A 22,089-nucleotide genomic window follows, 5' to 3' on the forward strand; every position below is an offset into this window, starting at 1 on the left:
GCGACCAGGAGAAGAAGATGCCCGCGGTCCCCCCGCCCCCGGTCGATCCGACGCGCGCCGAGCGGAGAGCCGCGCGTGCACTCTCGAAGGAGCGGAGCGCGGCGGCCGGCACGGACTCCGTCGCCACCGTCCCGCCGAAGCCTCCGCGCGACCGGCGCGCCTCCGCCGCCCGTCGCCGCCGCAACGCGATGCGGACCGCGGTCGGCGCGGTCGGTGTCGTGCTCGCCGCCACCGCTGTCGTCCTGCCCCAGCTGCTCCCGCTCCCCGCGGCGACCCGGGCCGCGGAGGGCGTCTCCGTCACCCCCGTCGCCGCCGACAGCGCTCTCGTCTGCGGGGGAGACCTCCTCGACGCGACCGATCCGGAGGAGCTCCGCGCCCTCGAGGGATCGCGCTCGGCCGTCTGGCCGGACGGCGTCGCGACCGACTCCGCCGTCCTCGACGAGCCGGACGTGGCCGCGCCCGGCAGCGGGATCGCGCGCCTGGTCGTGCCCGCCGGCGCCGACCCGACGCCGGGAGGCGCGACGACGCAGTCGATCGCGACCGAGACCGTCTCCGGTCTGAGCGCGCTGGGGTGCGCCGAGCCCTCGGCCGACAGCTGGATCGTCGGCGGCTCGACGGACGTCGGCTCGACCTCCGTCCTCGTCCTCGCCAATGCGAGCGAGGTGGCGGCCACCGTCGACCTGTCGCTCTACGGCGAGAACGGGCCGATCGCCGCCACCGGATCGACGGGCATCGTCGTGCCGCCCGGGACCGTCCGCGCACTGCCCCTCGCAGGACTCGCGCCCGACGTCGTGCAGCCGGTCGTGCGGATGACCGCGCGCGGCGGCGAGATCGCGGCGAGCCTCCAGAGCACCGCCATCGCAGGCCTCACCCCCGTGGGCGTCGAGACGACCGCTCCGTCGGCGGCCCCGTCGACCCTGACCGTCGTCTCCGGCTACCGGATCTCGACCCCTCCCGCCGAGACGTCCAGCGACGACGGCACGGGCGGAGCCGGCAGCCCCGTGCTGAGGATCCTGGCGCCCGGCGAGGCCGACAGCACCGTCTCGATCGAGGTCGCGAACGAGGACCCGAGCGGCGCGGGGACGTCGACGCAGGTCGTCGTGCCGGCCGGCCGGGTCGGCGAGGTCCCGCTGTCGGGACTCGCCGAGGGCTCCTACCGCATCACGCTCACCTCGGACGAGCCCGTCGTCGCGGCGGGACGCACGACGTCGACCGGCTCCGCCGGCACCGACTACGCCTGGTTCGCCTCCGGCACGTCCACCTCGACGCCCTTCGGCGTGGCCAGCACGGGCGAGCCCGGGGCCCGCCTGCACCTCGCGAACGGCAGCGACACGACCGCCTCCGTGGTGCTCGACTCCGCCTCGGGCTCGCGCACCGTCGAGATCGGCCCCTTCGCCTCCGCGACCGTCGACCCCGGGGTCGACCCGCTCGTGGTCACGAGCGATCAGCCGGTGCAGGCGTCGGTGTCGATCGCGAGCGACGGGCGCCTCGCGGCCTACCCGATCGTCCCGCCCGGTCCGCTCTCGTCGCCGATCACGGTCTACTCGCACTGAGCGGCGGCGCCCTGGGCGTCAGAGGTGGCGGAAGCGGTCCGGGGAGATGTCCCACGGGTCGCGGCCGAGGAGCTCGGCGACCGCGCGGAACACGTGGCTCTCGATGAGCATCCGCTCGTGGAACTCGTCGCGACGGTGCAGCTTGGCGAGGCGCTGGATCGGCACCCGGTAGAGCGTGATGCGGCGCTCGGCGTGGTCCACCCGCCAGCGGGCGATGCCCGTGGCCCGCAGCCGCGCAGGATCGACGTCCGGAGTCGCCGCGATGTCGACGCGGATGCCCGCCAGCTCGTCGGGCCAGGCGCCGCGGAGGTAGTCGATGGCGGATCCGACCGTCATCTCGAAGAAGTCGGTGCGGGTCTGCAGCAGGGGCAGGTGGGGCCCGGTGACGGGGCCGCGGATGCCGCGACCGTGCCTGTCCCTCGAGCCGCCCCGCACCGATGCCGCCTGACGAGCGGTGGAGCGACGAGCACGGGGCATGCCCCCAGCCTATTGCTACTGTGGGCGCGATGACCGGACGGCAGTGCTCGCGGACGGGCTGCCGGGCTCCGGCCGCCGTCACTCTGACCTACGACTACCGCGACTCGGTCGTCGCCGTCGGCCCGCTGAGCCCCGCGCCCGACCCGCACGGCTACGACCTCTGCGAGGCGCACGACGCCCGACTCTCGGTCCCGCAGGGCTGGACGACGATCCGCTACCGGGAGCCGTCCGCCGAGGAGTGACCCGAGCGGTCGGGGAAACCGCGCGGCGCGCCGGCCAGGACCGGCGCGAGCCGGTCGAGGCGGTCGGCGGCGAGCCGCAGGGCGCGCTCCTCGCGCACCCGGCGCAGCGCCGAGACGGCCAGGAGGAAGTCCTCCGCCGGCGCGGAGGGCACCGGGGACACCGAGGCCAACACCTCGTGCGCGAGCGACGCGGCCAGCTGCGAGCGGGAGGGCTCGGTCATCCCGGTCCGGTTCCGCAGGAACTGCGCGAGCCGGCGGGCCAGAGCATCGGGGAGCCGCGCGACATCGGCGGTGGCCGCCCAGCCGAGCAGCGGCTCCGGCACCTCGGCGCGGAGCTCCACGACCGACGGGACGCGCTCGAGCTGACTGTGAGTCCCGGCGAGGACGTCGCCGAGCCGTCGGGAGCGGCGGGACAGCAGCCCGACGACGGCGGCGAGCCCGCCGGCCGTCATCACGATCTCGAGGACCGCGGTCATCCCGCGCACCAGCGCGTGACGGAAGGAGATCGCTCCGCCGTCGTCCCGGACGACCCGGGCTCCGACCGCTAGCTTCCCGAGCGAGCGTCCGCGCGTGGCCGTCTCGACGGCGACCGGGACGAGCACGAGGGAGGTGACGAGAGCGGCGATGCCGACGGCCGCCGCGGCGGACGGGTCGAGGCCGTCCCCTCCGGCGAGGACGGAGACCAGGTAGAACAGCGCGAGGGCCAGGAGGATCTCGGCGACGAGGTCGATGACCGCCCCGCAGGCCCGGAGGACGAAGGAGGTCACAGGGACCTCGAGGGCGATCGCCTCACCCGTGATCAGGCTGTCGTCCTCGCCCTCGTCCAGCCGATCGATGCCCATGGCTATCATCTAAACAGATGGACATCGACGCTCTCTCGGCCGCGCGCGACGCGCAGTGGCGCCGCCTGGACGAGCTCTCGCGCAAGCGCCGGCTCACCGGCGACGAGGCGGACGAGCTCGTCGAGCGCTACCAGTCGGCGTCCGCCGATCTGGCCGCGATCGCCTCGACGGCGGGATCGACCGCCGTCGGCGCCCGGCTCGCCGTCTCGCTCTCGCGGGCGCGCGGCCGGCTCACCGGCACCGGGGAGGAGCCGCTCGCGGCGATCGCGCGGTTCGCCGTCGTGACGCTGCCGGCCGCGCTGCACCGCCTCCGCTGGCTCACGCTCGCCGTCGCCCTGGCCACCGCGCTCGTGTCGACGCTGTTCGCGGTGTGGATCCTGGGGGACGCCCGCCTGCTCGCCTCGCTCGGCGACGACGAGCAGCTGCGACGCTTCGCCCAGGAGGACTTCGTCGACTACTACTCCGAGAACCCGGCCGCGTCCTTCGCCGGCCAGGTCTGGACCAACAACGCCTGGATCGCCGCGCAGTGCGTCGCCTTCGGCATCGTCGGCGTCTACGTGCCGTACATCCTGCTGCAGAACGCGCAGAACCTCGGCACCTCGATCGCCGTGATGTTCCACTACGGCGAGGGCGACACGTTCTTCCTCTACATCGCCCCGCACGGGCAGCTCGAGCTGACGGCCGTGTTCGTGGCGGCCGCGGCGGGACTGCGGATCTTCTGGGCCTGGATCGCGCCGGGAGCGCGCACCCGCGGCCAGGCGCTCGCGGAGGACGCCCGGAGTCTGTTCACCGTGGCGATCGGGCTCGTGTTCGTGCTGTTCGTCGCCGGGATCATCGAGGGCTTCGTCACGCCGGCGCCGTGGCCGTGGTTCGTGAAGATCGGGATCGGGTCGGTGGCGCTGCTCGCGTTCCTCGCCTACATGATCGTGCTCGGCGGCCGGGCCGCCCGGGCGGGGGAGACCGGCGACCTCGACCGCTTCGCGCGCGGCTCCCGCAGCATCGCCGACGCCTGATCAGAGCCGGCCGGCCGCCTTCAGGGCGATGTAGCGGTCGGCGAGGGCCGGCGGCAGCTTCTCGGGCGTCGCGAGGACGACGTCGCCGCCGAGCCGGCGCACGGCCGCCGCCAGCCGGTCCGCGTCGCCGAGCGAGCGCTCCGCGGCTGCCGCAGTGTAGACGGTCGCGCGGTCGCTCCGGTCGGCCGCCATCTCGACGAGCTCGGGATCCAGCGAGCACGCCACGACGACCGTGTGCGTGCGGGTCAGCTGGGGGAGCACCGCCAGCAGCCCCTCCGAGGCGCCGACCGAGTCGAGGGCTGTGAGGAGGACGACCAGGGAGCGCTGCGGGACGAGGGCCCGCACCTGCGCGGGCACGGCCGACCAGTCGGTCTCGACGAGCTGCGGCTGCACCGGAGCGAGGGCGTCGACGACCCGGCCGAGGACCTCGCTCCCGGAGGCGCTGTGGACGCGGGCGCGTCGGGCGCGGTCGAAGGCGAGCACGTCGATCCGGTCGCCCGCGCTCGCCGCGAGGGCCGAGAGCAGCAGAGCCGCCTCGATCGCCGTGTCCAGCCGGGGCTCGTCCGCGATGCGGGCGGCAGAGGTGCGCCCGGTGTCGAGGACGACGACCACGCGCCGGTCCCGTTCCGGGCGCCAGGTGCGGACGACGGGCTCACGGCGCCGCGCCGTCGCCCGCCAGTCGAGCGAGCGCACGTCGTCGCCGCGGACGTACTCCCGGAGGCTGTCGAACTCGGTGCCCTGCCCTCGGATCATGACGCTCGTGCGGCCCTCCAGCTCGCGCAGCCGGGCGAGCCGGGAGGGCAGGTGCCGGCGGGAGCGGAACGGCGGGAGCACCCGCACCGTCGCGGGAGCCGACCGCGTCGCCTGCCGCCCGGCGAGCCCCAGGGGTCCGTCCGACCGGATCGTCACATGGAGGGCGTGCCGCTCGCCGCGCCGGCGCGGCTCCAGCACCGTCCTGACGGCTCGGCGCTCTCCGGAGGGGAGGTCCAGTGCCGTGCGGGTGCGCAGCGCCCCCGCCGACGGCTCCCACGCGTCGCGGACGACTCCGCGGACGCGGCGGCGCCCGGTGCTCGTGATCAGCAGCTCCGCCTCCGCGCGCTCGCCGAGACGGACGCGATCGGGCACGATGCGCTCGAGGAGGACGGCGCGCGGCGAGCCGGCGACCGCCAGATCGACGCCGACGAGGACGGCCCAGACGAGCAGCCAGAGCGCGAGCACGGCGAAGGCGACCTGCGCCCGCCCGCCGAGCAGGACGACGGGGACGAGGCCGACGAGGAGGACGAGGACGGAGCGTCCGGAGAGGTGCACGGATCAGACCGGGACGCGGACCTGCTGCAGGACGCCGCCGAGGACGGCCTCCGTCCGGACGCCCTCGAGCTCCGCCTCCGGCTGGAGCTGGAGGCGGTGCCGCAGGACGGGCAGGACCATGGCCTGCACGTGGTCCGGAGTGATCGAGCCGTAGCCGTTCAGCCAGGCCCACGCCCGTGAGGCGGCCAGCAGGGCCGTCGAGCCGCGGGGGCTCGCGCCGAGCTTCACGCTCGGGCTCTCGCGCGTGGCGCGGGCGATGTCGACGATGTAGCCGAGGACGTCGGCTCCGGCTCCGACCCGGCGGACGGAGTCCTGAGCGGCCCGGAGCCGCCCCGCGTCGAGCACCGGGTGCACCCCCGCCGCCTGGAGATCGCGCGGATCGAAGCCGGCCGCGTGGCGCGACAGCACCTCGACCTCGACGTCGCGCGGCGGGATCTCGAGCACGAGCTTGAGGAGGAAGCGGTCCAGCTGCGCCTCCGGCAGCGCGTAGGTGCCCTCGTACTCCACCGGGTTCTGCGTGGCGGCCACGAGGAACGGATCGGGGAGGGCGAGGGTGCGCCCGTCGACGCTGACCTGCCGCTCCTCCATCGCCTCGAGCAGCGCCGCCTGGGTCTTCGGCGGGGTGCGGTTGATCTCGTCCGCGAGCAGCAGGTTCGTGAAGACCGGGCCCTCCCGGAAGGAGAAGCCGGAGGTGGACGCGTCGTAGACGAGCGAGCCGGTGATGTCGCCGGGCATGAGGTCCGGGGTGAACTGCACGCGGCGGGTGTCGAGCCCGAGCGAGAGCGACAGGGCGCGCACGAGGAGAGTTTTCGCGACTCCGGGGACGCCCTCGAGCAGGACGTGCCCGCCGGCGAGGAGGGCGATGAGGAGGCCGGAGACCGCGCCGTCCTGCCCGACGACGGCGCGGCCGACCTCGGTGCGGACGCGGTCGAGCTCTGCGCGCAGCCCGTCCTCGGCGATCGGCGGGAGGGGGGAGTCGGTCATCGGAGGGTGCCTTCCTGTCGTCGGACGGGGTGCGGAGTCGGGGCGAGGGCGGCGCGGACGGCGCTCTCGAGGCGGAGGAGGTCGTCGGACGCGCGCACGAGCGACGCGTCGTCGGCGGGCTCGTCCTCGACGAGGAGCCGGCGCAGGGCGACCGGGTCGCCGCCGAGCAGTTCGGATGCGCCGCTCACGATCTCGTCGACCCCCGCGGAGGCGGACAGGCCGAGCATCGAGGCGACGCGGCGGAGAGTGCCGATGCGCAGCGCGTCGAGGGCGCGGACGCGGGTGCTCCCTCGCGCGTAGAGGCGCGCGCGGCCGCGGGCGGTCTCGCTCGCGTGCACGACGACGGGCAGCGGCTCGACGGCGAGCGGACCGAAGCGGCGTCCCCGCCAGACGGCCGAGGCCACTCCGACGGCCAGCAGCAGGAGGATCACGGGCGTGACCCAGCCGGGAGCGAGATCGGCCGGATCGACGGCGCCCTCGCCGCGCAGATCGTCGAAGCCGACGCGGTACCAGACGAGGCGCTCCTGGGCGCCGAGCAGATTCAGGGCGAGGGCGGCGCGCCCCTGCTCGTCGATCGTCCCGTTGCGGAGCACGTCGGCGTCGCCGAGGACCGCGACGTCCGCGCCTCCGGGGCTCGTGCCCGTGACGAGCGCGAAGGCGTCGTCCCCGGTGGGGAAGCAGCCCGTCGCCTCGCCCTCGACGATGCGGTAGGCCCGACCGCCCGCGGGGATCGCCCCCGCGCGCGCGGCGGCCCGGACGGCGCAGTCGGCGTCGAGCGACCCGTCCGCGAGCGGGACGCCCGCGGACGCCACCCCGGGGAGCAGGGCGTCGAGCGCGGTGGCGGTCGGGCGGACGAGCACGATCGAGCCGAAAGCGTCCTCGAGGTCGGCGTACTGCTGCTCGTCGAGCACGGCGTCGGCGTCGTCGACCAGGAGCACCGCGCCGGAGTCCGCGGCCCCGAGCGCCGTGTCGAGGTCGTCGGCGCGGTCGACGGTCACGCCCTCCTCGCGCAGCACCTGCGCGACGGCGCGGGACCCGTCCGGGGCGGCGCTGTCGACGTCGAGGTCGGGCGCGAGCGCCGGCGCCCCCGTGGCGACGGTCAGCAGCACGGTGCCCACGGCGACGAGCGCGAGGAGCGCCGCCCACACGCGCCCACGGCGCAGCAGCGCACCGAGGGTCGGGGTGGAGACGGCATCGGTCCGCGCCGTCATCGGGGGCCCCCGGAGAGCGGATCCGCGGAGAGCGGGAGCGTCGGGTCCGCGACCGCGAGTGCGTCGTCGAGTGCGCGGACGCGGGAGTACTCCTCGAGTCCGCCCGGTCGGTCGAGGTACCGCACTGCATCGAAGTCGTCGGCGGTGCGCCCGAGATCGGCGGCCGATCCGGGGAACACGGCCTGGGCGCGGCGGGCGAAGCCGTGCGCGGTCGTGCCCGGGGAGGCGCGGACCAGCGTCCGCTCGTCGAGGGAGCGGACCAGCGCGCGGAACCGCTCGATCACGGCCTCGCTCCAGTCCCCGCGCGCCGCGGCGGCCTCGGCGAGTGCCCGGAGGTCGGCCGACGAGCGCCCGTCGTCCGCGGCCAGCACCGACCCGCGGAGCGCGCTGCGGCGGCGCAGGCTCGGCCGACCCGCGATCAGCAGCGCGGTGACGACGAGCGCGACGACGACGAGGACCCCGATCACCGCGGCGATCGGGACGGCCGGGCCGTCCGTCGGCACGGTGAGGGACGAGAACCAGTCGCGGACGGCCTGCACCGCCCGGTCGAACCAGCTCGGCTCCGCCGCCCGGTAGCGCGGGTCGGCGAGCTCCTCGAGCAGGAGGCGCCGGGCCTCCTCGGCGTCGGGGTCCAGTGCGGTCGCGGGGGCCAGGGCGCGGATCACCGCGGCGTCCGCTCCGGGGCCGGGAACGGGTCGGGGGAGTCCAGGCCCGCCGCGCGGTCCTCGACGTGCCGCAGGAGGACGAGGTCGAAGCCCTCGCGGCGCATCCGGCGGTCGAGGTAGGCGAGTCCGGTGACGGCGGCCTGCAGGACCGTGCCGACCGCGCCGATCACGAGTCCGACGGCCAGCGAGAGCAGGGTGACGACCAGCGAGGCGGCGATCTGCGCCTCCGGGTCGGTGGGCGCGATCAGAGCACCGCCGATCGGCACGAGCAGGCTCAGGGGAGTGGCGACGACCTGTCCCGCGACCTGCACGATGACGAGCATCAGGGCCAGGGCGCCGAAGGTGCGCCAGAACCCGCCGGCGACCAGCGCCCACGAGCGCGCCACGGCACGGCGGAGCGGCTGGCGCTCGATGACCAGGAGGCTCGGCACGAGGGCGAGCTTCGTCCCGATCCAGGCGCCCAGCGCCGTCGCCGATGCCGCCGCGACGAGCAGCACGAGGACGCCGCCGACGATCGCGCCCGCACCCGCGTCCTGCGCGCCCACGACGAAGAGGGGGACCGCGACGGCCACGGCGACGAGGACGAGCAGGGAGAGCCCGATGCCCTGGAGGACCGTCCAGCCGACCAGCGCCCAGAAGCGACCGCGGAGCCGGGCGAGGAGCTGCCTGAGCGTCGGCCTCTCTCCGAGCACCGCCCGCGAGACCTCGAGCACCACGAGGCCCTGCACCAGGGCGCCTGTGGCGAGCGAGACGCCCAGGGGGATGAGGGCGGCGAGGATCACGATCGCGATCGAGCCCGCACCCACGGCGTCGCGGTCGGCCGCCTCCGCCTGGTCGATGCGGCCGAGGGCGAGGACGGCGACGACTCCGTAGATCACGAGGGCGAGCACCGAGCCGACCCCCTGGATCAGCAGGGCCGGTCCGAGGGTCGTCCGGGGGCTGCGGCGCAGCACCTGGAACGGAGCGCCGAGCAGCGTGCCGAAGCCGAGGGGACGCAGCGGCACCAGACCGGGGCGCGGGGGCGGCGTCCACCCGCTCGCAGCGACCGTGGGCGCGGTGGAGTGCCAGGGGCTCGAGGGTGACCAGGCGCTCGGGGCGACGGGAGCGGGAGGGCGCGGCGCGTCGGCTGCGACGGGCGGGCGGTCCTGCGCGCCCGCCTCGTCCGAGGGACCGGAGGGCGGTGGCCAGTGAGCTGCGTCGGTCATCGCTCCCATGCTGGCACAGGCGTGTCCGAGGCTCCTCTCCCGCGTCCCGCCGAACGTCGAGCGGACTCGGTTAGCCTGGAGCACATCCGCGCGCGCCCAGGGGGGCCGGCGCGGGAGGAACGAGGAAGACAGGCTCATGAGCGCGCGCATTCTGGTGGTCGACGACGACGCGGCCCTCGCCGAGATGATCGGCATCGTCCTGCGGGCCGAGGACTACGACGTCTCGTTCTGCGCCGACGGCTCGGGTGCTCTGGAGGCCTTCCGCAGGTCCCGCCCCGATCTCCTCCTGCTCGACCTGATGCTGCCGGGGATGGACGGCATCGAGGTGTGCCGCGAGGTGCGCGCCGAGTCGGGCGTCCCCATCATCATGCTCACGGCGAAGTCCGACACCTCCGACGTCGTGCAGGGGCTCGAGTCGGGCGCCGACGACTACATGGTGAAGCCCTTCGATCCCAAGGAGCTCGTCGCGCGGATCAAGACCCGGCTGCGCCCCGCGCAGGTCGCCGCCAACGCCGTGCTGCAGGTCGGCGACCTCAGCCTCGACGTCGCCGGGCACGAGGTGCGCCGCGGCGACACCCGCATCGGCCTCACCCCGCTCGAGTTCGACCTGCTCCTCGCGCTCGCCTCGAAGCCGCAGCAGGTGTTCACGCGGGAGATGCTGCTCGAGCAGGTCTGGGGCTACCACTACAAGGCCGACACCCGGTTGGTGAACGTCCACGTCCAGCGCTTGCGCGCCAAGGTCGAGAAGGACCCGGACGACCCCCGCATCGTGATGACCGTGCGCGGCGTGGGCTACCGCGCGGGCGCCGTCGTCCCCGGCTGACCGTGTCGTCCGCGCGCCGCTTCCCCACGGCCGGCGTCCGGCGCTGGCCCGGTCGGGTCCTCCGCGTCTGGCGGCGCTCGCTGCAGTTCCGCGCCGTCGCCATCACCGTGCTGCTCAGCGGGATCGCGATCGGATCGACCGGCGCGTACCTCTCGTACAGCATCAGCGACAACCTCTTCCAGTCGCGACTCACGCAGGTCACCGGCGACACCTCGCGGGCGACCCGCGCGGCGCAGGGCTACCTCGACGCGGCCACCGTCTCCACCCGTCAGGACATGGAGGAGGTGATGAGCTCGGTCCGCACCGCCATCCGCGACGCGTCCTCCTCCGCTCTCATCGCGATCGTCCGCTCTCCCGACCAGGAGGCGTCCTCGCTCGCCCCGCAGGACATCTACAACCGCGAGCTGCAGGACGGCATCATCAGCGACGAGCTCCGCCAGCGCGTGCAGGCGGGGTCGGAGGGGCAGTACTGGCAGTCGGTGACCCTCGACGCCGACGGCGACGAGCAGCCCGGCATCCTCGTCGGCTCGACCCTCGAGCTGCCGAGCTCCGCCGGGCGGTACGAGCTCTACATCGGCTACTCGCTGGCCGACGCCGAGCGCACGCTCCAGTTCGTCCAGCAGGTGCTGAACGTCGCCGGGCTCCTGCTGATCCTGCTCATCGGAGCCGTCAGCTGGGTCGTCGTGCGCATCGTCGTGGCCCCGGTGCGCGTCGCCGCCGAGACCAGCCAGCGCCTGGCAGCGGGGGACGTCGACGTGCGGATCCCGGAGAAGGGCGAGGACGTGATCGCGACGCTCGCCCGCTCCTTCAACGGCATGGCCGACAGCCTGCAGGAGCAGATCAGCGAGCTCGCGACCCTCAGCCGCGTGCAGCAGCGCTTCGTCTCGGACGTCTCGCACGAGCTGCGCACCCCGCTGACCACGATGAAGCTCGCGGGCGACGTCCTCTACGACCAGCGCGAGGGCTTCCCGCCCGTGGCCGAGCGCACGGTCGAGCTGCTGCACGGGCAGATCGCCCGCTTCGAGAGCCTGCTCGCCGATCTGCTCGAGATCTCCCGGCACGACGCCGGATCGGCGGAGCTCGAGCTGGAGCCGGTGAACCTGGTCCGCCTCGCCGGCGACGAGATCGACGGGATGCGCGGGATCGCGGAGGCGAACGGGTCGGTGCTCACCCTCTCCGCGCCCGGCGGCTACTTCGACGCCGACATGGACGCGCGCCGCATCCGCCGCATCGTCCGCAACCTCCTCGGCAACGCCATCGAGCACGGCGACGGCCGCGAGATCGTGGTCACCGTCGACAGCAACGCGACGGCCGTGGCGCTCGCCGTCCGCGACTACGGGCACGGCATGAGCTCGGAGGAGGTGGTGCGCGTCTTCGACCGGTTCTGGCGCGCCGATCCCTCCCGCAAGCGCACGCTCGGCGGCACCGGGCTGGGCATGTCGATCGCCCAGGAGGACACCGCCCTGCACCACGGCTGGCTGCAGGTGTGGTCGATGCCGGACCGCGGTGCGTGCTTCCGCCTGACCATCCCCCGGCGCCGGGGCGAGCGCATCGAGTCCTCGCCGCTCCCGCTGCCTCCCGTCGACGCGGGGGAGCAGGCCTTCACCGGCCCGATCGTCATGCCGCCCCTGCCCGAGGCCGTCTCGTGAGCCGGCGCGCCCTGCACGCGCTCGCAGGAACGGCGGCGGTGCTGCTCGCGCTGGTCGGCTGCGCCGGCATCCCGCGCGACGGCGACGTGGGCGTCGGGCGCGCCGACTCCGCGCCGCAGGACCTGCAGTACGACTTCCTGCCCTCCGGTCCGGCGGAGGGCGCGTCCCAGCGCGAGATCCTCACCGGGTTCATCGACGCCGCCTCCAGTCCGCAGAGCAACTACAAGATCGCGCGCGAGTTCCTGTCGGCCGGAGCCGACTGGACGCCGAGCGAGCACGTCACCGTCGACGAGGGGCAGCGCTCGCCGACGCAGCAGTCCTCCTCGACCCTCACCCTCTCGATCACTCCGGTGGCCGAGATCGACGCGACCGGCGTGTACACCGAGGTCGCCTCCACGACCGCGCTGAGCCTCGACTACGGCTTCGTGCAGGAGGACGGGGAGTGGCGGATCAGCTCGCCGCCGAGCGGTGTCGTGATCGACCGCACCACGTTCGAGCAGGTCTTCTCGACCCACGCGCTCTACTTCTTCGACCCCTCCTACACCTACCTCGTGCCCGACCTGCGCTGGTTCGCCTCGCGGGCCGACAGCTCGACCAGCACCACGATCGTCACCGAGCTGCTCCGCGGCCCCACGCCCTGGCTGAGCGATTCCGGCGCGGTCGTGTCCGCCTTCCCGACCGGCACCTCCCTCGCCGCCGAGACCGTGCCGGTCGAGGCGCAGCAGGCTGTCGTCGACCTGAACCCGGCGGCGCTCGAGGCCGACGAGCGCCAGTGGCGGCTCATGCGCCTGCAGCTCAGCCGCAGCCTCGGCTCCGTCTCGAACGTCACCGGAGTGGCGCTCTCGGTCGAGCAGAACCCGATCGAGGTGCCCGCCGAGGTGAGCGGGCTGCCGATCAGCCCCCGCGTCGACACGCGCCCCCTCGTGCTCACCGACGACGCGTTCGGCTTCCTCGGATCGGCGGGCCTCACCGAGACCGCGGTCTCGGACCGGGTGCGCGCGCTGTCGCCGTCGGCCGTCGCGCTGGGGGAGCAGCGGGGTGCCGACTCCGAGGCCGCGGCGGCGGTGCTCTCCGCGGCCGGGGTCTCGCTCGTGGCCCCCGAGCAGCCGGACGTCCTGCTGGACGCCCGCGCGGGGCTGACGGCGCCCGCCATCGACCCGTTCGGCTACGTGTGGTCCGTGCCCTCGGCCGCGCCGAACCAGCTGGTGGCCTACGCCCCCGACGGCGCCGGCTCCTTCCAGGTGGCGACGGCCTGGTCCGAGGTCGAGACCCTCGCCTCGCTGTCGGTGTCGCGCGACGGCAGCCGGATGCTCGCCCTCGTCCAGGACGGGCAGCAGGCCTCCATTCTCGTCGCGGGCATCACGCGGTCGGCGAACGGGGATCCCGTGGCGGTCGGCGAGCCCGTCGTCCTCTCCTCGACGCTCGGCACCGCGGTCACCGCGGGCTGGACGGACGAGCTCGACGTCGTGTCGGTGGTGCGCGCGTCCACGGGCGAGGACGCCGTCACGCTGCACCAGCTCGGCGGCGGATCGACGCCGCTGGGCACCACGACCGGTGCGCGCCAGATCGCCGCGGGCAACGCGACCACGCAGATCCGCATCCTGGCCGAGGGCGGCGAGCTGCGGCAGCAGCGCGGATCCGCCTGGCAGACGATCGCGACCGACGTCCGCCTCCTGGCGACGCAGACCGGCATGGGGTCCTGAGCGCTCCTCCCCAGGACGTTCCACGACGGAGCGGACCCGGTGGCGCGTGGCGTCCGTCGCCGAGGCGGCATCCTCGGCGGATGCTCCGCTCCCGGCTCCTCGACGCGCTGGCCGTCGTGCTCCCCGTCGACTGCCCTGCATGCGGTCGGGCGGCGACGACAGCCCCCTGCCCCGAGTGCACCCTCGCCCTCGCCCGGCTGCCGATGCCGCCTCCGCGACTGATCGGTCCCGCGGGGCGGCCGCTCGCGGTCTTCGCGGGAGTGCCGTACGAGGGCACCGCTCGCCGCCTGGTCGTCGCGCTGAAGGAGGAGGGGCGCACCGACGCGGCGCACCCGCTCGCCGCCCGCCTGCGTCCGGCGCTCGCCCTCGCGCTGGCCGGCCGGCCGGCGCCGCTCGTCGCTCCGCCGGGATCGCACGGCCGCCGCGTGAAGCGCGGCTACGACCCGGTCGACCTGCTGGTGCGCGCCTGCGGCGGACGCGCTGCGCATCCGGTCCGCCGCGTCCGCCGATCCGTGGACCAGGTCGGGCTCGACCGGATCGAGCGCAGAGGCAACCTCGACGGCGCGTTCCGGGCGGGGCGGTCCCTCGTCGGCGAGGAGGTGGTCCTCGTCGACGACGTGGTCACCTCCGGCGCGACGCTGCTCGAGATCCGGCGCGCGGTCGAGGCCGCGGGCGGAACCGTACGCGCCGCTGCGGCGCTGGCGGCGACGCCACTGCGCTCGAGCATCCGATCCGCAGACGACTCCCGGCGACTCCGAGGCGCGGTGCGGTGAACTTCCGGTGACACTTCGGTGACCGGGGTCTACGCTCGGGTGCACGGCGTGAACGGTCCGCCCGGAGAAAGGCGGCACGCCGTACTCGACTGGGAGGTTGTCATGGACATCGACATCACAGGACGCAACTTGGGCATCACCGATCGCTTCCGCGCGTACGCGACGGAGAAGTCGGAGAAGGTGGCGCACCTCGCCGATCGGGCGCTCGCGCTCGAGATCAGGGCGAGCCGTCACAGCGAGTCCAAGGGCGCGAGCGGTGGCGACCGCGTCGAGCTGACGCTGATCGGCAAGGGCCCGGTCGTCCGGGCGGAGGCCGACGGCGCGGACAAGTACGCGGCGTTCGACGTGGCCCTCGGTCGGCTGCTGGAACGCGTGCGACGAGCCAAGGATCGGAAGAAGGTCCATCGGGGCCAGCATCGCCCCACGTCCCTGCGGGACGCCGCTGCCGCCGACTTCAGCGGAGTCGGCATCCAGCCGGCCGACGCCGCCGTCCTCGAGGCCGTGAGCACCGGGGTGATCCCGGTGCAGAGCCCGCCCGCGGAGGCGGTCGACGACGTCGAGGAGGAGCCGTACTGCCCCGTCGTCATCCGCAAGAAGGTCTTCGCCTCCGTCTCGATGAGCGTCGACGACGCCGTCGACTACATGGAGCTCGTCGGGCACGACTTCTACCTCTTCATCGACTCGGACTCGGGTCGGCCGAGCGTCGTCTACCGCCGCAAGGGCTGGGACTACGGAGTGATCTCCCTCGGCGACGAGGCGGACGAGCTCGCGCAGCAGGCCGCGGGCTGAGTCGCACCTTCCTCGGACGGGCCCCGGTGCGCAGCACCGGGGCCCGTCCTCGTCCGCCGGTCCGTGCGTCCGCCGAGGGCGGACGCGTCCTCCGTCCGCGTCCAGCGCTCCGCGACTAGGCTGGTCGCGGTCCGCGCTCTGGCGCCGGGCGCCTGTCTTCTACGTTTTGGAGTACCCCGTGGCCTCAGTTCTCGAAAAGGTCCTTCGCGTCGGGGAGGGGCGGATCATCCGCCGCCTCGAGAACTACGCGAAAGCCGTCAACGCCCTCGAAGAGGACTTCACGCACCTCAGCGACGAGGAGTTGAAGAACGAGACCGTCGAGCTGCGCGAGCGCTACTCGAACGGCGAGTCCCTCGACGACCTGCTGCCGGAGGCGTTCGCCGCCGTCCGCGAGGCGTCCCGGCGCACCCTGGGCCTGCGCCACTTCGACGTCCAGCTCATGGGCGGGGCGGGCCTGCACCTCGGCAACATCGCCGAGATGAAGACCGGCGAGGGCAAGACCCTCGTCGCGACCCTCCCGGCGTACCTCAACGCCATCGCCAGCCGGGGCGTCCACATCGTCACGGTCAACGACTTCCTCGCGTCGTACCAGTCGGAGCTGATGGGGCGCGTCTTCCGCGCCCTCGGCATGACGACCGGCGTCATCCTGGCGGGCCAGACCCCCGAGCAGCGCCGCGAGCAGTACGCCGCCGACATCACCTACGGCACGAACAACGAGTTCGGCTTCGACTACCTGCGCGACAACATGGCGTGGCAGGCGCAGGACATGGTCCAGCGCGGGCACTTCTACGCGATCGTCGACGAGGTCGACTCGATCCTGATCGACGAGGCGCGCACCCCGCTGATCATCTCCGGCCCCGCGTCGGGCGAGGCGAACCGCTGGTTCTCGGAGTTCGCGGGGCTCGCCAAGCGCCTCGTCGAGGGCGAGGACTACGAGGTCGACGAGAAGAAGCGCACCGTGGGCGTGCTCGAGCCCGGCATCGAGAAGGTCGAGGACTACCTCGGCATCGACAACCTCTACGAGTCGGCCAACACCCCGCTCATCTCCTTCCTCAACAACTCGATCAAGGCCCGAGCCCTGTTCAAGAAGGACAAGGACTACGTCGTGCTGAACGGCGAGGTCATGATCGTCGACGAGCACACCGGGCGCATCCTCGCCGGCCGCCGCTACAACGAGGGCATCCACCAGGCGATCGAGGCGAAGGAGGGCGTGCAGGTCAAGGCCGAGAACCAGACCCTCGCGACCGTCACGCTGCAGAACTACTTCCGCCTCTACTCCAAGCTCTCGGGGATGACCGGAACCGCCGAGACCGAGGCGTCCGAGTTCATGGCGACGTACAAGCTCGGTGTCGTCCCGATCCCGACGAACCGCAAGATGCAGCGCATCGACAACCCGGACCTCGTCTACAAGAACGAGCAGGTCAAGTTCGAGCAGGTCGTCGAGGACATCGTCGAGCGCCACGCGAAGGGCCAGCCCGTCCTCGTGGGCACCACGAGCGTCGAGAAGAGCGAGTACCTCTCGCGCCTGCTCGCCAAGAAGGGCGTGCGGCACGAGGTGCTGAACGCGAAGAACCACGCGCGGGAGGCGGCCATCGTCGCCCAGGCGGGTCGCCTCGGCGCCGTCACGGTCGCCACCAACATGGCCGGCCGCGGCACCGACGTCATGCTCGGCGGGAACGCCGAGTTCCTGGCCGTCGCCGAGATGACCGCCAAGGGCCTCAGCCCCGTCGACACCCCGGACGACTACGAGGCGGCGTGGGACGACGTCTTCAAGGGCGTCAAGGCGAAGGTCGCCGAGGAGGCCGAGAAGGTCCAGGCCGCCGGCGGCCTCTACGTCCTCGGCACCGAGCGCCACGAGTCGCGCCGCATCGACAACCAGCTTCGCGGCCGCTCCGGCCGTCAGGGCGACCCGGGGGAGAGCCGCTTCTACCTCTCGCTCACCGACGATCTCATGCGCCTGTTCAACTCCGGCGCGGCCGAGGCGCTCATGGGCCGCGGCAACGTCCCGGACGACATCGCCATCGAGTCGAAGGTCGTGTCGCGCGCCATCCGCAGCGCGCAGTCGCAGGTCGAGGCGCGCAACGCCGAGATCCGCAAGAACGTCCTCAAGTACGACGACGTCCTGAACCGCCAGCGCGAGGCGATCTACTCCGACCGCCGCCACATCCTCGAGGGCGACGACCTGCACGAGCGCACCCAGAAGTTCCTCGTCGACGTGATCGACGAGATCCTCGAGGTGCACACCGGCCAGGGCAACGGCGACGACTGGGACTTCGACGCCCTCTGGACCGAGCTCAAGACCCTCTACCCGATCAGCCTCACGATCGACGAGGTCGTGCAGGAGGCGGGCAGCCGAGGGCGCATCAACAAGGAGTTCATGCGCCGCGAGATCCTCTCGGACGCCAAGCTCGCCTACCAGCGCCGCGAGGACCAGCTGGGCTCGCCGGCCATGCGCGAGCTCGAGCGCCGCGTCGTGCTCTCGGTGATCGACCGCCGCTGGCGCGACCACCTCTACGAGATGGACTACCTCAAGGACGGCATCGGCCTGCGTGCCATGGCGCAGCGCGACCCGCTGGTCGAGTACCAGCGCGAGGGCTTCGCCCTGTTCCAGCAGATGATGGGGCAGATCCGCGAGGAGACCGTCGGCTTCCTGTTCAACCTGGAGGTCGAGGTGACGCAGAAGCAGGGCGAGGTCGCCGGAGTCGCGGCGAAGGGGCTCGCCGAGCCCGTCGCCCCGGTCGAGAAGCTGAGCTACTCGGCTCCGAGCGACTCGGGCGGAGTCGAGGTGCGCGACCAGCGCGGCAAGGTGCAGCAGGCGGCCACCGCCAAGGCGCGCGCGGCCGAGGCCCGCGCGGCACTGCCCGAGGGCGAGGCCGAGGACGCGGCGACCACCGGCGCGTTCGGTCAGCAGACCCCGCCGGACGACGACACCCCCGCCAACCGCCAGGAGCGCCGCGCGCAGTCCAAGCGCCGCTGAGGCCCGCGCCGCAGGCCCCGTCCCCGCTCGTGCGGCGGGCGGGGCCTGCGGTGTCTTCGGCGGTCGTCCTCAGAGCACGTTGACGGCGGTCGCACGCCACCGGGCGTCCATGCCCTCGAGACGGATGGCGACGGCGCGGGTGCGCACTCGGTTGTGCACGAGGATCACCGCTTCGACCACTCCGTCGCGTGGCTCCGACATCACCACCCTCCCGACGGTGAACGGGATGCGGTGCGCCGGACGGCCCTGGAGGCTCCGGGCGCGCGCGGCCAGGACGACGCGCTTCTGCAGATGCCGGTAGACGTCGTCCGTCAGCCAGCGCGCGATCTGGTCGATGTCACGGGAGCCCGCGAGGATCTCGACGACCAGCAGGGTCAGCCTCGACAGGATCGGCTCCGGATCGGGGAGCTCGGCCCGCGTCGCCGGCTGGGCGGCGAAGAACACCGCCGTCGGGGTGGACGGGGTGAGGGGCTCCAGGGGGAGGGAGCGGTAGTCGAAGGCGTGCGAGGGGCGGCTCATGCGGAGTGCTCCGGAGGTGGAACGAGCGATCCATGGGTCGGGTCACCTTTCTGCTCGGGCGGTGCGGATCGCGCTCAGGGTCAGGCGCGAGGGGACGCCCCATCGAAGCAGTCGAGCGATGCTCACCTCCTGTGCCGACGCGCCACTGTGGATAACCAGGCGCGCAACGGCGCAGGTGCGGTGACCAGGAGCGCCCCGTGGGCCGGATCGAGACCACCGGCGCCCGGATGAGTCGCTCCCGTCGGCGTCCGCGCTCCTCGGCTCCGGTCGCCCGGGAGGCCGGCGGTCAGCACCCGGCCTCGATGGACCCGCTCGCGCATCCGCCGGGAGCGCCGCGCGCAGCACCCGGAGTCAGGCCGCGGCACCTCGCACGAGCGCCGACACGAATCCGCCGGCGAAGGAGTCGCCGAGGCCGATCGTGGTGGGCCTGTCCGTCTCGAGGACGAGGGCCGGGAGGCAGCAGGCGTCGAGTCGGGTCTCGACGAGCGCGCAGACCCGCTCACCGCCCGGTTGGACGGGCAGGCGCGACATCCGGTCGTAGTCCTCCACCGTGATCGCGTCGCCGAGGAGGTAGCGCGTGCTCGCCATCCGCACGCCACCCGCGAGGGCCCCTCGATAGCGCTCGGCGCCGACCCCGACGGCGGCCGACCAGTGCCGGGTGTGCACGACGAGCACGGGACCCTCCCGGTCACGGGAGCCGAGTGCGGAGGAGGCGACGGAGAGGGCGGAGACCACCGCCTCCGGGTCGAGGAGGTCGAGGGGCCGCCCGAGCAGTGCCTGCAGCTCGTCCTCGTTCATGCTCACCACGTCCACGCGGCGCAGCAGAGCCGCTCGCGCCCGCTGCTGGAGCGCGGGCAGGTGGAACCCGGCGTCCTCGTAGATCACCACGGCGTCGCGCGGGAGCGCCTCGAGATGGCGGACGATCGTGCGCAGGCGCTCGTCGAGAACGGCCATGTCCTGGATGCTGTTGAATCCCGAGATCAGGAGCACCTGCGCGTCCGTCAGGACCTCGCCGAGCCCCTCGGCGATCCGCAGCTCCCGGTTCGGCGGGTCGTTCGAGACGATCACCCGGTTCGGATGCGGTGCCTCGAGCACGTCCGTCCCCAGCCGCACCGTCGCTCCGCGCGGGAACTGCACGATGAGGTGCGGATCCGTGCTGTCCTCGACGGCGCTCGAGACGGAGTCGTTGCCCGCCGGCAGGAGTCGGCGCACCTCGTCGTCGATGCTGACGAGGTGCTGGGTCGCCACGAGCCCGTGCACCGCGAGGGCGTAGCCGGCGCGGATCCCCGTGCCGCCGAGAGTGGTCCGGAAGGGGAACCGTCGTGCGAACTCCTCGACGATGCGGGAGGAGGAGGCGAATCTCTCCCCTCCCGCACCGTCGGCGAGGAACGCGAGGATCGTGACGACCAGGTCCCGCTCGGAGGCGATCTCCGCGGTCCTGGTCAGCTCGTCCCGGCGGATCCCGTAGTCGTCCACGAGCGCCTGGACGACGGAGTCGTCCCAGTCGATCTCGTAGTCGACGGTCCCGCCGAGGCCGAGCACGATCCTCTCGTTCACGCTGTCCCCTCCGGCCTAGTAGAGCGAGGCCTTGCCGGCGGAGCCGAACAGGTCGATCTTCTCGGCCGCGGTCTCCTTCATGGCGGCGATGGACGGCGGCTGGATGGTGTTGGGCTCGCGGACCGAGGGATCGGCCAGGACCTCGCGCATCCGCTTGTGGTACGCGGCCTTGATGTCGCTCGAGATGTTGATCTTGTTCACCCCGCGCTTCACCGACTCGGCGATCTCGGCGTCCGGGTTGTTCGACCCGCCGTGCAGGACGAGCGGCACGGCGACCCGCTTCTTGATCTCGGCGAGGAGGTCGAGCTTGAGCGCCGGCTTCATCGAGGCCGGGTACAGCCCGTGGCTCGTGCCGATGGCGATGGCCAGGCTGTCGACCCCGGTCGACGCCACGAAGTCGACCGCTTCGTCCGGCTCGGTGTAGATGATGTTCGCGGCGCCGTCCTCCGCCTCGTTGTCGGTCTTGCCGATCGTGCCGAGCTCGCCCTCGACCGACACTCCCACCGCGTGCGCGGCGTCGACGACGCGCTTGGTGATCGCCACGTTCTCGTCGTACGGCAGCATCGAGCCGTCGATCATGACGGAGGTGAAGCCCGACTTGATCGCGAGCAGCACCTGCTCGTAGGTCGCACCGTGGTCGAGGTGGATCGTGACGGGGACGCTGGAGCGGTGCGCGCGGGCGATGATCGAGTGCAGGATGTCCACTCCGGTGTGGCTGAGCTCATCGGGGTGGATCGCGATGAGCAGGGGCGACTCCTTCTCCTCGCTGATCTCGAAGAGCCCGGTCATCATGGCGTAGTCGCTGACGTTGAACGCCGGGACGGCGAACCCGTTCGCGTTCGCGACGTCCAGCAGATCTTTTCCGGATACAAGCATTCTCTGACAGTCCTTCTCGTGAGGGTGGTGATGGGTTCCGGACGCGCGGTCGCGCGACTCAGCTCTTGACGGCCCCGGCGGTCATGCCGCCGATGAAGTACCGCTGGAAGAAGAGGAAGAGGAGGAGGACGGGAACGCATCCGAGGATGCTCATCGCCATCATCTCGTTCCACTCGTAGGAGTTCTGGCCCATGAGCAGCTGGATGCCGATGGGCACCGTGCGCATGTCGTCGGTCCTGGTGAGGGTGAGCGCGAAGAGGTACTCGTTCCACGCGATCATGAAGGTGTAGATGCCGACCGAGACGATCCCGGGGATCGCGATCGGCACCAGGATCCGCCAGAGCACGGTCATGGGACCCGCCCCGTCCATGCGCGCCGCCTCGTCGAGGTCGCGCGGGAGGGTGTTGAAGTAGCCGGTCAGCATGATGATCGCGTAGGGCAGGGTGAAGACCAGGTAGGTGAGGATCAGCCCCTGGTAGGTGTTGTAGAGGCGCAGCGTCACCATCAGCCCGAAGAACGGGATCAGCAGCGTGATAGGCGGCACCGCCTGGATGCTGACGATGACGACGTTGATCGGCCGCTTGAAGCGGAACTCGTACCGGCTGAACGCGTAGGAGGCCAGGATCGCGACGACGAGCGTCACGACGACGACCGCGAGTGCGACGACGTAGCTGTTGACGAAGAAGCGCACCTTGGTCGGATCGCCGAGGATCCCCGCGTAGGCCGAGAAGGAGAACGTGTCGGTGATGAGCCGGGGCGGGTACTCGAAGATCTCGGTGTTCGATTTGAACGAGCTCGCGGCCATCCAGAGGATGGGCAGCCCGGCGAAGGCGGCACCGATCAGGAGGAGTATCCAGACTCCGGCCTTGGCGGCGATCAGCTTCGGCGTGCGCACGGGCGGTCGCGGTGCGGTGGCGGTCACG

Annotated in this window: 20 protein-coding genes; 9 read left to right on the forward strand and 11 right to left on the reverse strand. The window is 72.9% G+C overall.

The window, feature by feature from the left end; all coding sequences use genetic code 11:
• The first annotated feature begins 17 nt into the window (after positions 1-17).
• Complete coding sequence (locus AC0CID_RS00815) at positions 18-1,553, forward strand: DUF5719 family protein (protein ID WP_465225451.1); 1,536 nt, start codon at positions 18-20, stop codon at positions 1,551-1,553.
• 18 nt (positions 1,554-1,571) lie between these two features.
• On the opposite strand, the gene AC0CID_RS00820 is transcribed toward AC0CID_RS00815, so the two are convergent.
• Entirely contained in the window at positions 1,572-2,030 is a 459-nt protein-coding gene (locus tag AC0CID_RS00820) for a metallopeptidase family protein (RefSeq protein WP_465225452.1), read from the reverse strand.
• A 29-nt stretch (positions 2,031-2,059) separates the two neighbouring features.
• On the opposite strand from AC0CID_RS00820, the gene AC0CID_RS00825 reads away from it, so the two are divergent.
• Positions 2,060-2,272 (forward strand): DUF3499 family protein, encoded by a 213-nt coding sequence (locus AC0CID_RS00825; RefSeq protein ID WP_465225453.1) that lies wholly within the window; start codon positions 2,060-2,062, stop codon positions 2,270-2,272.
• On the opposite strand, the gene AC0CID_RS00830 is transcribed toward AC0CID_RS00825, so the two are convergent.
• Positions 2,245-3,114 carry an RDD family protein gene (locus AC0CID_RS00830; RefSeq protein WP_465225454.1) on the reverse strand — a complete coding sequence of 290 codons (870 nt, stop codon included), beginning with the start codon at positions 3,112-3,114 and terminating at the stop codon, positions 2,245-2,247. The genes AC0CID_RS00825 and AC0CID_RS00830 overlap by 28 nt on opposite strands.
• 17 nt (positions 3,115-3,131) lie before the next feature.
• On the opposite strand from AC0CID_RS00830, the gene AC0CID_RS00835 reads away from it, so the two are divergent.
• Positions 3,132-4,127 carry a stage II sporulation protein M gene (locus AC0CID_RS00835; protein ID WP_465225455.1) on the forward strand — a complete coding sequence of 332 codons (996 nt, stop codon included), beginning with the start codon at positions 3,132-3,134 and terminating at the stop codon, positions 4,125-4,127.
• Here the strand turns inward: AC0CID_RS00835 and AC0CID_RS00840 are convergent, their stop codons facing one another.
• From AC0CID_RS00840 to AC0CID_RS00860, 5 genes are read right to left on the reverse strand one after another with little or no spacing between them, the layout of a single operon-like run.
• Positions 4,128-5,435, reverse strand: coding sequence for a DUF58 domain-containing protein (locus AC0CID_RS00840; protein ID WP_465225456.1), 1,308 nt, complete (start codon positions 5,433-5,435; stop codon positions 4,128-4,130). It abuts the gene before it with no gap.
• A 3-nt stretch (positions 5,436-5,438) separates the two neighbouring features.
• Positions 5,439-6,419, reverse strand: coding sequence for an AAA family ATPase (locus AC0CID_RS00845; protein ID WP_465225457.1), 981 nt, complete (start codon positions 6,417-6,419; stop codon positions 5,439-5,441).
• Positions 6,416-7,630, reverse strand: coding sequence for a DUF4350 domain-containing protein (locus tag AC0CID_RS00850; protein WP_465225458.1), 1,215 nt, complete (start codon positions 7,628-7,630; stop codon positions 6,416-6,418). The genes AC0CID_RS00845 and AC0CID_RS00850 overlap by 4 nt, the downstream gene beginning before the upstream one ends.
• Positions 7,627-8,295, reverse strand: a complete 669-nt coding sequence (locus tag AC0CID_RS00855) for a DUF4129 domain-containing protein (RefSeq protein ID WP_465225459.1) — start codon at positions 8,293-8,295, stop codon at positions 7,627-7,629. Before AC0CID_RS00855 ends, AC0CID_RS00850 begins: the two co-directional genes overlap by 4 nt.
• On the reverse strand, positions 8,292-9,500 hold the full coding sequence (locus AC0CID_RS00860) for a hypothetical protein (RefSeq protein ID WP_465225460.1): 1,209 nt from the start codon (positions 9,498-9,500) through the stop codon (positions 8,292-8,294). Before AC0CID_RS00860 ends, AC0CID_RS00855 begins: the two co-directional genes overlap by 4 nt.
• A gap of 136 nt (positions 9,501-9,636) precedes the next feature.
• On the opposite strand from AC0CID_RS00860, the gene mtrA reads away from it, so the two are divergent.
• From mtrA to secA, 6 genes are all read left to right on the forward strand, one after another.
• A complete protein-coding gene (gene mtrA / locus AC0CID_RS00865; protein ID WP_207406464.1) occupies positions 9,637-10,323 on the forward strand; it encodes an MtrAB system response regulator MtrA in 687 nt (228 codons plus the stop codon).
• Positions 10,324-10,325: 2 nt separating this feature from the next.
• Positions 10,326-11,972 (forward strand): MtrAB system histidine kinase MtrB, encoded by a 1,647-nt coding sequence (mtrB, locus tag AC0CID_RS00870; protein ID WP_207406462.1) that lies wholly within the window; start codon positions 10,326-10,328, stop codon positions 11,970-11,972.
• Positions 11,969-13,675, forward strand: a complete 1,707-nt coding sequence (locus AC0CID_RS00875) for a GerMN domain-containing protein (protein ID WP_207406460.1) — start codon at positions 11,969-11,971, stop codon at positions 13,673-13,675. The genes mtrB and AC0CID_RS00875 overlap by 4 nt, the downstream gene beginning before the upstream one ends.
• An 80-nt stretch (positions 13,676-13,755) precedes the next feature.
• Entirely contained in the window at positions 13,756-14,448 is a 693-nt protein-coding gene (locus tag AC0CID_RS00880; RefSeq protein WP_465225461.1) for a ComF family protein, read from the forward strand.
• A 102-nt stretch (positions 14,449-14,550) separates the two neighbouring features.
• Positions 14,551-15,237 (forward strand): ribosome hibernation-promoting factor, HPF/YfiA family, encoded by a 687-nt coding sequence (gene hpf, locus AC0CID_RS00885; RefSeq protein WP_465225462.1) that lies wholly within the window; start codon positions 14,551-14,553, stop codon positions 15,235-15,237.
• A 178-nt stretch (positions 15,238-15,415) separates the two neighbouring features.
• The gene (secA, locus tag AC0CID_RS00890) at positions 15,416-18,214 is read left to right on the forward strand and encodes a preprotein translocase subunit SecA (protein WP_465225463.1); all 2,799 of its coding nucleotides are present in this window, start codon (positions 15,416-15,418) and stop codon (positions 18,212-18,214) included.
• A 69-nt stretch (positions 18,215-18,283) separates the two neighbouring features.
• Here secA and AC0CID_RS00895 read toward each other — a convergent pair whose 3' ends face one another.
• From AC0CID_RS00895 to AC0CID_RS00910, 4 genes are all read right to left on the reverse strand, one after another.
• A complete protein-coding gene (locus tag AC0CID_RS00895) occupies positions 18,284-18,733 on the reverse strand; it encodes an Rv3235 family protein (protein ID WP_242683322.1) in 450 nt (149 codons plus the stop codon).
• A gap of 351 nt (positions 18,734-19,084) precedes the next feature.
• Positions 19,085-20,290 carry an ADP-dependent glucokinase/phosphofructokinase gene (locus tag AC0CID_RS00900; protein ID WP_465225464.1) on the reverse strand — a complete coding sequence of 402 codons (1,206 nt, stop codon included), beginning with the start codon at positions 20,288-20,290 and terminating at the stop codon, positions 19,085-19,087.
• A gap of 15 nt (positions 20,291-20,305) precedes the next feature.
• Positions 20,306-21,166, reverse strand: a complete 861-nt coding sequence (locus tag AC0CID_RS00905; protein WP_207406453.1) for a ketose-bisphosphate aldolase — start codon at positions 21,164-21,166, stop codon at positions 20,306-20,308.
• A gap of 58 nt (positions 21,167-21,224) precedes the next feature.
• Positions 21,225-22,088 (reverse strand): carbohydrate ABC transporter permease, encoded by an 864-nt coding sequence (locus tag AC0CID_RS00910; RefSeq protein WP_465225465.1) that lies wholly within the window; start codon positions 22,086-22,088, stop codon positions 21,225-21,227.
• Position 22,089: the final 1 nt, after the last annotated feature.

It is taken from the genome of Rathayibacter sp. AC451, assembly GCF_979253095.1.

Bases quoted from the DNA above. Each gene is read 5' to 3' on its own strand.
- AC0CID_RS00815 (WP_465225451.1), top strand. From the start codon at position 18: ATGCCCGCGGTCCCCCCGCCCCCGGTCGATCCGACGCGCGCCGAGCGG.
- AC0CID_RS00820 (WP_465225452.1), bottom strand. From the start codon at position 2,030: ATGCCCCGTGCTCGTCGCTCCACCGCTCGTCAGGCGGCATCGGTGCGG.
- AC0CID_RS00825 (WP_465225453.1), top strand. From the start codon at position 2,060: ATGACCGGACGGCAGTGCTCGCGGACGGGCTGCCGGGCTCCGGCCGCC.
- AC0CID_RS00830 (WP_465225454.1), bottom strand. From the start codon at position 3,114: ATGGGCATCGATCGGCTGGACGAGGGCGAGGACGACAGCCTGATCACG.
- AC0CID_RS00835 (WP_465225455.1), top strand. From the start codon at position 3,132: ATGGACATCGACGCTCTCTCGGCCGCGCGCGACGCGCAGTGGCGCCGC.
- AC0CID_RS00845 (WP_465225457.1), bottom strand. From the start codon at position 6,419: ATGACCGACTCCCCCCTCCCGCCGATCGCCGAGGACGGGCTGCGCGCA.
- AC0CID_RS00850 (WP_465225458.1), bottom strand. From the start codon at position 7,630: ATGACGGCGCGGACCGATGCCGTCTCCACCCCGACCCTCGGTGCGCTG.
- AC0CID_RS00860 (WP_465225460.1), bottom strand. From the start codon at position 9,500: ATGACCGACGCAGCTCACTGGCCACCGCCCTCCGGTCCCTCGGACGAG.
- mtrA (WP_207406464.1), top strand. From the start codon at position 9,637: ATGAGCGCGCGCATTCTGGTGGTCGACGACGACGCGGCCCTCGCCGAG.
- AC0CID_RS00880 (WP_465225461.1), top strand. From the start codon at position 13,756: ATGCTCCGCTCCCGGCTCCTCGACGCGCTGGCCGTCGTGCTCCCCGTC.
- hpf (WP_465225462.1), top strand. From the start codon at position 14,551: ATGGACATCGACATCACAGGACGCAACTTGGGCATCACCGATCGCTTC.
- AC0CID_RS00895 (WP_242683322.1), bottom strand. From the start codon at position 18,733: ATGAGCCGCCCCTCGCACGCCTTCGACTACCGCTCCCTCCCCCTGGAG.
- AC0CID_RS00905 (WP_207406453.1), bottom strand. From the start codon at position 21,166: ATGCTTGTATCCGGAAAAGATCTGCTGGACGTCGCGAACGCGAACGGG.